The following is a 12813-nucleotide window of genomic DNA, read 5'->3' on the forward strand; positions in this document are numbered from 1 at the left end:
TCTACATTCCTCCCCCTTCCAAATTAGACATCCTCTTCTTCCAGCCATTTCAAGGCTTTATCCCGATAAAGGCTATATTCATCTTTTAGGATCTGTTGTTTTCCATAGGTTGCTCGATCAAAAAGGAGTGCAAAGTTGAAAAAAAGTTCTGCGCTTTCTTCTTTTGCTGTCCTGAGCTCTTCGTAATACTCCCAATTTGTCTTCCAGATTCTTGCTTCCAGCCAATTTTTCTCATGGAAATAAAGCAAAAGTGCGAGAAACAGATGACGTGTCGATAAGCTGTAATCATTTAGCTCCTCTTGGATTTTTGCCTGTTTTAGATGTTCCTGGTAACTCCACTGCAATTCATTGGAAGATCGAAATGGTTGTTGTTTACCAACGATCCTTCTCTGACGATATCTTACTGCAAAAAAGATGAATATGATCAGTAAGATGGCAATCGCAACAGAAATTACGACGATTAGAATATTACCGGCAACGGAACTCGTTGCCTCCATGGAAGGAAAGAACTTGGCAAGCATTTCCGCCAGCCAAGCCTTTAGGTCATCCCAAAAAACTTGCAGAGTATTTCTATTATCCTTGTAATATATCTGATATTCTTCCCTGCTCAGTATCTCTTTTAAATCTTCTCGTGCCTTCTCTTCCTTCATCAATACATCATCACCTGTCTTTCACTAGGACAAATGTTATTGTCCTACATGGTAGTCGTCTATGAGATCCTTAAGGTCGTCAGCATCGTGTCGACTTTTTAAATCCAAATACATCACTGCATAGCCGACTGACATGATGAGGGTGGTAAATATGGTAGCAAGACTGACAATCAGTCCTAACAGGACACTTCCACCAAGCAATAAGGCGAATGAAAGTTCTATGGCAAATGTAATCGAGCTGATGATTAAAAAGAATATGATATACAAACCCATGGAAGCCCATGTACGTCCCTGGCTCAACTTCCAGCTGCGCCCAAGTCCCGGTGAGTTTCGATCGATGACAACTGAACCGAAATAAAAGCTCCAGCGGGTGGAAAAATACCCGACAAATAAAATGGCACCGATAGATAATATAATTGTGACAATCACACCGATTACCGGATCGATTGCAAATAATACGAAGCTCATCAATACGATGGACATAATTGTACCGAAAAACAACCCAGTAACGATGATACCGTACAGAATACTGCTCCCGATAATTGCCCAGAAACGGGAGAATCCTTTTTTAATCAATGTGCCAAAAGTAAATTCCTCGTTTTTCCGGACATGATCTACACCATAAAGAATGGCAGCCTGTGCCACAGGATAAAGAAATAAACTGATCAGTCCTACGAGCATGACACCGATATCAGCAGCTATATTTGAGCTGAATGCAGGATCACTTTCCTCTAAACCTGCAACCATCTGTTCAAACCAACCATTGCCTTCCCCCACTTCCCTGAAAAAGCTGGTTCCAGTAGCTAATTGAACCAGAGCCTGAATCAGATAGACAGGACCCAATAGTATGAGTAGTATGAGGAAAAAATCCTTGAAGCGGGTTCTGCTAAGTCGAAACGTGACATCCAATATTTGTCCGAACCCTTTTGGTCTGTTTAATTCATTCATTCCTTATTGCCCCCTATAATAATATTCCATATGTTGTCATATCGACTATTTTACCATTAATCTAGCAAATTTCGAGAAATAATTTGTTTTTTCAATAGATAATTTAAGAAATGCAAAATGCTTTTATAACAAAAAATCTCTGCCATTGACAGAGATATAATGAGATATGATTTTTAGTTTATTACTCCAGCTTCCGATATTTCCACTTCAGCTTCTACGTTAACCGTAATGGAAGGATAGAGCTCGTCCCATTTTTCTTTCGACCAATTTCTTGAGCGATGCTTTACCTGAAATCCAATACCAAGTGGATCAATTTTCAAATCTTGAAACTTTTTTATCATTTCCTCTCCTTTCGATTCAATTTCCTCTTCCATGTTCTGCTCAATTTGTTTTTTTACTTTCGAAGTAATGTCTTCCCCTGAATATTCTTGGATGATTGCATTCGTCTTAATTCGTATTGTAATACTTGGATCAGTTTCGATATTTTTTATTTTATATTTTCTCTTAGAATCAATATGATAAACAGATGCAAATACCCCATCTTCGCCTAATTTGACGCTCATTGAAGCATCTGAAGTGAACTTTTCATTCAAAAACATAAATATATATCCTTCTTCGCCTTCTATCGATCCAACGAATTGATCTTCCTTAAAAAGAGCAACCCCCTTTATTTCGGCTTCTTTGTCAGTTAATTTCAAGTAAGGAAGAAAAGGGTCCCTTCCCTCTTCCCTATAGGCCTTCGTAAAAAGATGCAAATTGGTTTTCGGGAGAATCCCACTTTCTATATTATGCTGGATCAATTTTGAAAGAAACATGCCATTATCTGTTTCCCCGTATTGAATCTTTAGGGAATTCCCAAGGTCTCCTTCAACTACAGCAAGGAACATTTTTGCTCCAGTGGCAGGATCCCTTCTAAACGTATCGATGATATCAAAAATTCCTTTTTCAGCAAGCTCTTTGCTGTATAATGCAACTTCAAGCTTCCCGCTTACAAACGGTTTTGGAGATTTCCTATTCAATTTGTCTCTAATGATCTTACTAAGCTTCGAGGAAGAGGTGTACGTTCTGTTTTCCACTGTTAAATCAGGCTTATATACGGGGAATACAGCGGTAGCGATTATCATATCCTCATCCTCACCCAATTCAAATCCCGCTGCACTCGCCAATTGGACATCATCCAATATTTTTTGATTTAGGCAGCCTGATAATATTAAAGTGGAAGTAAACAGCCAATAGCACAAATGCTTCTTCAATTTTTCTTCCTCCTTACCTTGGACACAACAAGGTATAGTAGAAACAATAAAGGCACAAAGCCAAATTCAGAATAATAGCCGACTTTGGTGGTCCAGCTACTTAGCATGGCAACTTGTTCCCTTTTCTGAATAAAAGTACTAAGGATGATCATCAACAATACAAAAGCGAATAATGTATACTTTTGATTAATACCCAGTACCTTTTTCACTCCCCTTGTTGACGCCCAGAATAATAAACAAACATTGGGTAATATAATTAACGCCCAGGAAGCGATACCAATATACTCAAAACGCTCCACCACAGGCATTTCGACTATTTTCCATAAGGTTAAAGTCGCCCAGATCTGTTTTACCAATTGCTCCTCACTAAAATAGCTTAATGAAATAATTGTGATAAGCAGATAGGTTAAAAGGGTTAATAATGCCCCCATCTGAGCCCATCTATGTGACGTTTTTGCCTCTTTTATGAAGGGATAGTACATCAATAGGGTAGAAAAACCAAGATAACTAAGTGTCATCTCCTTGGAAGCCAGAAACATATCCTTTAGGTCGTGGTTCCAAATAGGGAAAAGCGAAATGATTTCGGTATATGGAATGGGAAAAAGGAAAGTGAAAATCAAGTATGCCGGTATCACCACCCCAAGAAAACAAATCCCCGCTACTGTTCTAAAACCGCCTAATATCGTGTATACGATAAGAACCCCTAAAAGAATGGACAATAGCACGTTATTAGCTTCTGGAAACATCCATACATGTATGACTTCAAAATAGGAAAAGAGAACTGTAAATCCAACACTCAGGAAATAAAACATCCATATAAGACTAAAAAAACTACCAAGCCATTTTCCAAATACGAATTTATTTATGTCGATAAGATCCATTTCAGCCCGGTTTAACAATTGGAAGATGATCCAAATGACAATATGAACAGCGATTCCTGCAATGATCACAGCTATCCAGGAATCATTTCCTGCTGCTGAAACCAGGCTTTGCTGAAATCCTAAAATCCCGACACCAATCTGAACGGAGTGTACGAGAAAAAACACAAAATATGGAGATACTTGAAAAACCTCAGGAATGCCCTTTTTCATTTGCTACCTTCCTATCAGTAATACTCATCAATATCTTTCAGCTTTTTTTTCTTGTTTTTCTTGTTTTCAAATCTCACTGTATCTTCCGATTGAACTTCAATAGGTCGCTTGGATTGCATAGAAAAAGGTAATCGGATGATTGCATCTCGCATATCCGCAAGACGCAAAGGATTTATTGGTTCCAAGAATGGCCTGCCTAAAGAAGTCAATCGAAGTAAATGAATAAGCAAAAAACAAAAGCATAAGGTAACTCCTAATAAGCCTAAAAAGTGAGCTGAAATGAGAAATGGAAACCGGATTAATCTAATCGTATTACCCATTTGATAGACGGGTGTTGTAAAGGAGGCCAAAGCAGAGAGTGCCACGATAATAAGCAGAACATTACTTGTGAGGCCTGCCTCCACTGATGCGGTCCCAATTACAATCCCTCCTACGATACCGATTGTTTGTCCGACTTTTGTCGGCAGTCTTGCCCCTGCCTCTCTCAGCAATTCTATTGCTAGTTCCAGAATGATTGCTTCAATAATGGGGGGCAGAGGTATCGCATTTCTAGACGTGACCAAGGTACTTACGAGGTCTTTTGGAATCAATTCATAGTGATAGGTCAAAACCGCTACGTAGATAGGTGTAACTAATATGGAAAAAATGACAGCAAACAGACGAACGACACGGAAAAAGGAAGCGATGATCCAGTTAAGAAAATAGTCTTCAAAAGCAGAGAAGAACTCAAAAAGCGTCGTTGGCCCAATCAATCCATGTGGGGCTCCGTCGACAAGAATGACAATTTTCCCTTCAGCCAGTACAGATGCAACTCTATCCGGTCGTTCTGTGTCAATAAATTGTGGAAATGGAGAGTTATTATTATCCTGGATTAATTGAGTAATATAGGAGCTGTCGTTAATCTGATCAAATGAGATATCCTCTATTCTTTGAATTACCGTATGTATATTTTCACTATTTGCAACATCCTCCAAGTACAATAAAGCAACTCTGGTTTTGGATAACTTGCCGACAATAAATTCCTTCACTTCAAGCGTTGGTACAGGCAACCTTTTTCGAACCAGGTTTAAATTAATATCCAATGATTCCACAAAGGATTCTTTGGGCCCTACAACACTGAATTCTACTTCCGGTAGGGAAACTTGCCGTCCCTTATTAGTTATTGCCGGCAACAATGCTACAGTGGTTGTTTCATCTGATAAATGTATGCCAACATAGCCGTATAGGAGCATTTCTTGAACTACATTCCAATCTTCCGTCATTTTGATGTCATCTATGGGTATTGTCAAAGCTAAGTCTTCCATCTTTTCTATTTCGTATTTATGGAAATATGGAAGAATCTCCTTTTGTATGATATCTTTATCAACCAAAGAGCTGTAATAATAGAGATGAAATGGTGTTTTACATTTCTCATAGAAGGAATCTACAAAATCGTCGGATTTCTTAAAGAGCTCTAACATTTGTTCAAAAGTATTGGTTTTCTCAAACGTCTCATTTAATTTTGGTTCAGATTCTGTTTTATCTTTATTGATCAGTTTTTTTATAGGTCTTTTTTTCATTTCTGTCTCCTATTTATTCTTTAGGATGCATAGGATATTTTTGTTATTATTCCAGTAAATAGGATAAAAATGCACTAATACAATACAAAAAATGTCAATTGTCTAAATTGAAAAGTCCAGCATCACATAAATGCTGGACTTTTCCATAAATTATAAAAGATGTTTGAATAGTCGTATTAAAAATCGTGGTATGAAAATAATGATGTTCCAAAGGATGGAGAAAATAATCGAATCTCTGATTTCCTCGAAAAGCCTTCTCAAAAAACTTTGTTGCTTTCTTCTGTTTCTCATATTTTCAACCACCAAATCTTTTAATGTTATTGAAATTTGTACCTTTATATTATTCTGTGTTGGCATCTATAGTTGTATTAATTTAATGGAACTTTTAATTTATATTCTTTAGGTAGATGGTAGGTAACCCAATAGCTTTGCAGTTTGAGCGTTTCGGGCAACGCTTGGTCTACCGGGATCTCCAGATAGAAAATCATGTTAGGGTCCTCGTTAACATCCATCAAGGAGAAATCTTCCCAATAGGAATCAAAATAAAACTTATCCGAGAGATTCTCTTCCACGGGATCGGTGCTCCAGTGAAATTTCTTTAGGAGTTCATTTTCCGGCTGTTTTCCCATGATTTTCAGCTGATAACGCTCTGGTCGGGATTCATCCTCCGGTAAAGTCTTGATGGTTGCATAGTCCAAGGTTGTTCCATAGAATTCCAGATTCAGCGGCAACCGCTCAACCTCTTCCAGTTTAAACTCTGCATTCAGAAAAATCTGCTCTGTATATGAAATATCATCCAATTGAAAATATAACTTCTCCCCTTCCTTCATTGGAGAGGTAGCCAACATGCTGTCCGGATCATGATAGTGATTATGGAAGATTCGCTCTTCCATTATTTTTGTAGGCATCCCTTCCACTGTTATTTCATCCGTATCGTAATGATCGATATCATGATTGGATGAAAATTGCAAGGCAGCATCACCTTTCTCATTCACAAGGCTATAGCTGTAATTAAACTGCGGAGGCTCAAAATAATGAAGGTGATTCTTTTCTTTATAAACTTCAAAATCATGGAGGATCCGCTCTTTCTCCTGTTCTGTAAAGTCAATTTCCACTTCCAACCTATTGGAAGTAGTACTGGATTCTTTTTTTTGGATAAGGATGTCGAAAGTATCCATCACAGTATTTGAAGAATTAAGTTCAATTGTTTCCGTTTCTTTGATACCTTTCTTGTATTCTACTGGTATCGCGAGCTCCCAACTGCCGAAAACTCCGCCCACCCTGCTAGTATTCAAAACCAGCTCGAATCTCTCATGACCAACAATATCTGTTTTCTCGGCAAGGTCAAAGTATAAGGAGCCTTTTTTCAAATCATCACTGGTTGATATTATGCTGATATTCTCCAGTGGAATTAAATCTTCCTCAATCTTAATACTGATCATTCCGGGTTTAACTACCAGAAAATGATTTCCTGTATACGCGTAGGATTCTGTCAATTCTCTCTCTGTCTCAATGACATAGTCAATCCTTGATAACAGTGGAGTGACTTCCATATTGGTGATTTCAAGAGAAATCTCTTTGTCCTTTGCAACATAGGTACCCCTCTCCCAGACATTGTAGAATTCACCATGGCTCATGTAATTGCTTGCAAGGGTTTTCCACTCATTCAATTGCGGAAGAAAATAGATGAATCCAAAACAAGTGATAAAAATGGCAAGTACTGAAACTAGCTGATACTTCCATGATTTTTTCTTGCTGCCATCCTTATTATACGGCTTTATATTTTGGAGGATTTTTTCCTGATAGGATGTTCCATTGATTACTGGATGCAGGTAACTCTCCATTGATTTCAATTGTTTTTCTATTTGGGATAATCTCTCCCTGCAAGCAGGGCAGAATTCCAGATGGTCATCAATAAATTCATTATTCTTACCTTCTACAACATAATAAAATATATCATTGTTGTTTATACAAGTATGTGCGGATGGTTCAGATATTCCAAGGTGAATGAAATCTCTTTTTACATCAAGGGATATCTTCCTCACTTCTTTTTGTTCCAAACCTAAAAATATACCAACTTTGGAAAATGGCAACTTGAATATTTGCTCCAATATCAGTACTTCTTGTTCCTTGCTTGATAAACTTCGAAAGAAAACTTCCATAGTCTTACTTTCAGGCCGTCTGGAGTTTTCTCTTTCTATCTGGCTCATCATGTAATGGAATGCTTTATGTATGAACCAATCGTCAAAAGAATTGTCAGCCTGGTCCATATACTCTGGCAACTTCGAATGAACATGAACAAAGACATCCATTACAAGCTCTTCCACACGTTCCTTATCTGATATGTATAGGTGGAAGGTCTGTGAAATCTTCTCCTCATACTTATGGATAACAGGAACATATGAATCTAAATCCCCTTTTAAAACTTCTATTATATAAGTGCCTAAATGCTTCAAGGACATCCCCCTTTAGATGATATAGGATAATTATAACAACTCAAGGAAGAAGGTCACTATTTTTTTGAAAAATAAAAAACCCCCTTCGAAATGAAGAGGATTTCCCATTATTTATAGAATACTTTTTCTACATTATATTTCGCTTCAAGCTCATTGATGATGTAGGTTTCATAGATCTCGCGCTCCATCGCATCTTCCACGATGCAGACGTCGATACGATAAACTTCATCACGGTGATTTTTAATTGGAGATACGTTATCTTCCAAATGCTTCTTTACACGCTGACGAAGCTTTCTTGCCTTGCCGACAAAAAGGAGTTCATCATTTATGTTAAAGAACATGAAAATACCTGCTTTATCTCTAGGAATCTGATGAAGATCAATAAAGCCTGATACAGGTGTGATGATAGGTTCGTCATTTCTTCTTATTTGTTGGCGCTCCGTAATGGACACGCTCGGTTTAGGTATGCTGATGTTTATCACGTTTAGTCACGTCCTCTTTTCTTGTAGAGCTAAATGTTAACACATCTCATGGGGAAAAGCTATGAGTTGTTTGATTCCTGCAATAATGCTCCTGCAACATCATAAAGCGACTGATCAAGAATGGTTTGCTCACCTAATGCGAGCCTAGCCAACTCTGCGCCCATAAAAGGTCCGCTCGTCAATCCTGAAGCACCCATACCATTCGCCACAAGAATCCCCTTGTAAGGCGGGAGAGCCCCTATCACTGGCAGAAAACCTGGAGTGAAAGGACGAAATCCTACCCTTGTTTCAATATGGGAACCATTCTCCAATCCAGGTGCAACCTCTAGCGCTTTTTCGAGTATTTCATGAATGCCGCCGGCCGTCACCCGAGTGTCAAAGCCCACATTATCTTCATGTGTAGCTCCTATCACTACCCGACCATTTTCAAAGGCAAGAATGTATTGGTTGGTAGGAGGCATTACCACAGGCCAATCACCAGTATCTGTTTTTGGCAATTCCAAATGGATGATCTGGGCTTTTTGGGGAATAACGGCAAATTGTATTCCAAGCGGCTGCATCGTCCTGCTGGACCAGGCACCACCTGTATCAATTACCATGTCTGCATGAATGATTTGTTTTTCATTGGCCTTTACCCCTGTGACTGTGTTTCCGCTGTATGTAATTTCTGCATTGCCATTGATGATTGTTGCTCCCTGTTTCCTTGACGCGTTCAGCAGGGCATCCCGTATAGCACGCCCGTTCACTCTTGCCCCACCACTTACAAATACTGCCCCATAACCTTCCCCTAATGGTGGGAATAGTTTTTTTGCTTCAGATGGCGAAAGAATGGAAACATCCCCAATCTCAGGCGCGTCCTCTCTTCTCTTCCTTGCCCTCTCCGCCATTTTTTCAAGCTTTTCCATATCCTTATGTAAACTGATCGCCCCAACCTGCCTATAACCAGTCTCGGTTTCTCCATCTTGTTTAAGCATATCAATAAGAGTTGGATAATATCTGGCTCCGTTCTTTACCAGTTCATACCAAGCCTTATTTCTCCTCTGTGAAATCCATGGACAGATGATTCCTGCTGCAGCGTCGGTTGCCTGTCCATTATCAAAACGGTCTATGAGGGTGACAGCGGCTCCTTTTTTCACAAGATGATAGGCTGCAGAAGCGCCAAGTACACCTCCGCCAATAACAACGAACTTTTGCATAATCCACACCTTTTCCTTTACATATGTATATAAAAGCTATTATGCCTCAAACATTGCAAAATTCCTAGTGAAGCCTTCCTATGCCTCAAATTGTCAAAGCTATCCTATACTTATTGTCGTGCAAAAAAAGAGACAACCATGTTGGTTGCCTCTTTACTATCATTCCGTAATAGAGATAATCGGCGGTTTATTTAAGTATTTCATGAGATTTTGAACGTCGCTTTGTACTGCTTGCCCCTCAGGAGAACCAAGTGCTTGTGCAATGGATTCAACACTATCGAATTCTAGCTCAGCTATGAGATATAAATGAAGATCTGTATTCATGGACTGGACGACTTTATGGATGGATGCACCCTTAAGTCCCTGCATTTTTTGTACCAATGGAATATGTTCAGATTGATAATAGGTATTAAATCCTTCCTCATCATGCGGCTTTTCATAGATTACAATCAATTTTGCCATCGTTTGACCCCCCCTTTTTTTTACTGTTTATTTATATTCTGTAATATTATAGGAAATTCCTCCTATATCTTTTTTGGGGTTTTAAAAAAAGCCTTGCCAAAATCGGCAAAGGCTTCCGTTTTAAGGTGCATTCTAATTAAATGAACAAGAATTGACGTATGAATTGTCAAAGGTCTTTCTCCTTATTTGTCAACGTTTCTATTAAATTTCATCAACTTTGACATAGGAATTGACATCATTATTATGGTGGACAATTAGAACTATGCAATTAATAAAGATGATCAAGTCTTTTGTCATTTACAGTACGGTTGTGAATTTTATTGATCTTTGGCTGCTGATTTCCTTCATCTAGGATCAAGAGAGCTCGCACTTATCGGCTGGGAGATTAGGTTAAGTGCTAGAGCAGATAAATAGACGGAGAATTTCCGCTTAATTTGTAATTACCATTAAAAACGGCTGAAATAGAGGGAGAAATTCCGCCTATTGATAGGAAAAATTCAAAAATGAGTGATTTTGTTGTACTTAAGCGGAAAAACTCCCCTTATATCCCCCTTAACAAGCTACATCTAGCATTTAACCGGAAAATCTCCTCTTATTTTGCTTCTGCTGGTTCTGTGATTAAGAACAAGACATATTAAATAATAGATTAGGACTAATCGAATCAGTATTTATATTCCTAATAAAGAAACTCGCCAATTCCTACGGCGAGTTTCCCTTTTTTGTGTACCAATGATGATGATCAAACGATTTTCATTTCGGCACATATTTTTAATAAAGCTCCTCAAAACGGAACGGTTAAAAAATCGGCAAAGGCTTTAAATGATCCATTATTCACTTTTGTCCGTATGTCCAAAATTTATGTTCTTTCCATAGAATATTTCGTCCATTTCATTTGTAAGCTTTTCAGTAATCTCATACCTCTCATCATCATTCAGCGATTCTTTGGAGAATCCGAAAAGATAATTATTCAGGTCAAAATCCTTTAGTCGGCACTTGGTATGAAAGATGTTTTCCTGATAGATATTCACATCGATCATATCATAGAGACTTTTTACATCTTCGGGTATGTAATTTTGTATCGAATTAATATCATGATCGATGAATAGCTTATTCCCGTTGATATCACGTGTAAACCCACGGACACGGTAATCCATTGTCATGATATCCGTTTCAAAGGAATGGATGAGGTAATTCAACGCTTTCAAGGGAGAAATCTCTCCACACGTTGATACATCAATATCGGCACGGAATGTACTTATTCCCTCGACAGGATGGTATTCTGGATAGGTATGGACAGTTATATGGCTCTTATCCAATTGTAGTACAACATTATCAGGAAGCGGTCCCGGAGATTCTTCGTAAGATTCGGTCGGCACTTCCACGACCGGCCCTTCTGATACAAGGACAGTCACACTGGCACCCTGGGGCACATAGTCCTGTTTGGCTACATTGAGTACATGGGCACCGATCAGGTCGGCAACGGTAGTCAATATTTTTGTCAAACGGTCTGCATTATACTGCTCGTCTATATAATCAATATAGGCTTCACGCTCTTCTTTAGTTTTTGTATAGCAGATATCATACATATTAAAGCTCAGCGATTTTGTCAGGTTATTGAATTCATGTAAAGTGATTCGCTGTTCAGGTGTGATTTTCAACGTTACTTCCCCCTATTCTATTAAAGCATCCATTCCTCGATGCTCTTAATTATTTTTATAGTACCCTTATCGTCTCTTAAAAAAACAATTACACCTTTTCAAGAAATTCCTCTATCTCTCTCTTTCGTTCCTGGAAGGCCATTCTGCCGAATTCAATTAGTGCGTCCATATAGGTGACATCGTCGAATGGTACCTCTTCGCCAAGATCCTTATTAATGCGAAGATAATTCCCTCCTAGCAGTTGTTTGCACTGATAAGTAACAGATTCCGAAGATAGCTGCAGTGCCAGGTCCAATAGTTTTGGTGTCACCTTCATTGCTGGGAGTTGGAAGGGAAGCCACTGTTTTACCCCCCAATACTTATTGTCCCGTATGGTAAAATCAATTTTTTGGAGGCCTGTCCCAATGGATAGGATATTGATCTCATTCAAGGCAAGTTTAAAATATTCCAATGATTCGATGATGCAAACCATGGAAGGATTATTAGCCCATAACCCACCGTCGATAGATAAATAATCATTTCCGATATTGTTTGGCGGAAAATAGACAGGTGCGGAACATGAGGACAAAACTGCGTCCCAAAGCTTGATGGTCAGATCCTTCGTTGCTTTATTCCCATAATTGGATCGATGTACAAAAGGCCTTCCATGAGTGACATCCACTGCCGGAATCAATAAGGGGGTGGAAATGTCAGCAAGTGACAGTTCACCAAATGCCTGAAATAGAAATTTCCTTAAATATTTATCGCTATAGATGCTTTTGAAAAGGCCTACCTTTGCTTGCCTGATGAATATCTTCTCTCCGTAGTTCTTATAGCTTTCCAATACTTTCTTCATTTCAACTTTTAAGCAAACTGAGGAGGCAATGACAGAGCCCGTACTTGTTCCTGCAAAACAATCGAAAAGTTCGGCAATCGGCTTCTTATATTCCTCTTCGATAGCCTGTAATATCGCAATTGCGAAAACGCCCCGGATGCCGCCTCCATCGATACAAAGTATTTTCATTAGTATTCACCTTGTTTTTGTTTTACCCCTATCATTTCCTCATTGCATTTACTTA

General features: G+C 38.7%; 11 protein-coding genes. All 11 read right to left on the reverse strand.

From position 1 onward, the window contains the following. Positions 1-23: 23 nt before the first annotated feature. Complete coding sequence (locus JOC95_RS05060) at positions 24-650, reverse strand: DUF4129 domain-containing protein (protein WP_204414084.1); 627 nt, start codon at positions 648-650, stop codon at positions 24-26. A gap of 36 nt (positions 651-686) precedes the next feature. Then, a complete protein-coding gene (locus JOC95_RS05065) occupies positions 687-1598 on the reverse strand; it encodes a hypothetical protein (RefSeq protein WP_204414086.1) in 912 nt (303 codons plus the stop codon). Between the two features lie 173 nt (positions 1599-1771). Beyond that, positions 1772-2851, reverse strand: a complete 1080-nt coding sequence (locus tag JOC95_RS05070; RefSeq protein WP_204414088.1) for a Ger(x)C family spore germination protein — start codon at positions 2849-2851, stop codon at positions 1772-1774. Next, positions 2848-3942, reverse strand: a complete 1095-nt coding sequence (locus tag JOC95_RS05075; protein ID WP_204414090.1) for a GerAB/ArcD/ProY family transporter — start codon at positions 3940-3942, stop codon at positions 2848-2850. The genes JOC95_RS05070 and JOC95_RS05075 overlap by 4 nt, the downstream gene beginning before the upstream one ends. A gap of 14 nt (positions 3943-3956) precedes the next feature. Further along, positions 3957-5501, reverse strand: coding sequence for a spore germination protein (locus JOC95_RS05080; RefSeq protein ID WP_419096225.1), 1545 nt, complete (start codon positions 5499-5501; stop codon positions 3957-3959). A gap of 368 nt (positions 5502-5869) precedes the next feature. After that, a complete protein-coding gene (locus tag JOC95_RS05085; RefSeq protein WP_204414091.1) occupies positions 5870-7957 on the reverse strand; it encodes a hypothetical protein in 2088 nt (695 codons plus the stop codon). 107 nt (positions 7958-8064) lie between these two features. Continuing rightward, a complete protein-coding gene (locus tag JOC95_RS05090) occupies positions 8065-8439 on the reverse strand; it encodes a nucleotide excision repair endonuclease (protein WP_204414092.1) in 375 nt (124 codons plus the stop codon). Positions 8440-8498: 59 nt separating this feature from the next. Beyond that, positions 8499-9635 carry an NAD(P)/FAD-dependent oxidoreductase gene (locus JOC95_RS05095; RefSeq protein ID WP_204414093.1) on the reverse strand — a complete coding sequence of 379 codons (1137 nt, stop codon included), beginning with the start codon at positions 9633-9635 and terminating at the stop codon, positions 8499-8501. Between the two features lie 159 nt (positions 9636-9794). Next, complete coding sequence (locus JOC95_RS05100; protein WP_204414094.1) at positions 9795-10097, reverse strand: EthD family reductase; 303 nt, start codon at positions 10095-10097, stop codon at positions 9795-9797. 827 nt (positions 10098-10924) lie between these two features. After that, positions 10925-11755: an adenosylmethionine decarboxylase gene (speD, locus tag JOC95_RS05105; RefSeq protein WP_204414095.1), complete on the reverse strand. Its 831-nt coding sequence runs from the start codon at positions 11753-11755 to the stop codon at positions 10925-10927. An 88-nt stretch (positions 11756-11843) separates the two neighbouring features. Next, entirely contained in the window at positions 11844-12758 is a 915-nt protein-coding gene (locus JOC95_RS05110; RefSeq protein ID WP_204414096.1) for a CBASS cGAMP-activated phospholipase, read from the reverse strand. Between the last annotated feature and the right edge of the window lie 55 nt (positions 12759-12813).

The organism is Sutcliffiella tianshenii (assembly GCF_016908565.1).
In the GTDB taxonomy this organism is placed as follows: Bacteria; Bacillota; Bacilli; order Bacillales; family Bacillaceae_I; genus Sutcliffiella_A; species Sutcliffiella_A tianshenii.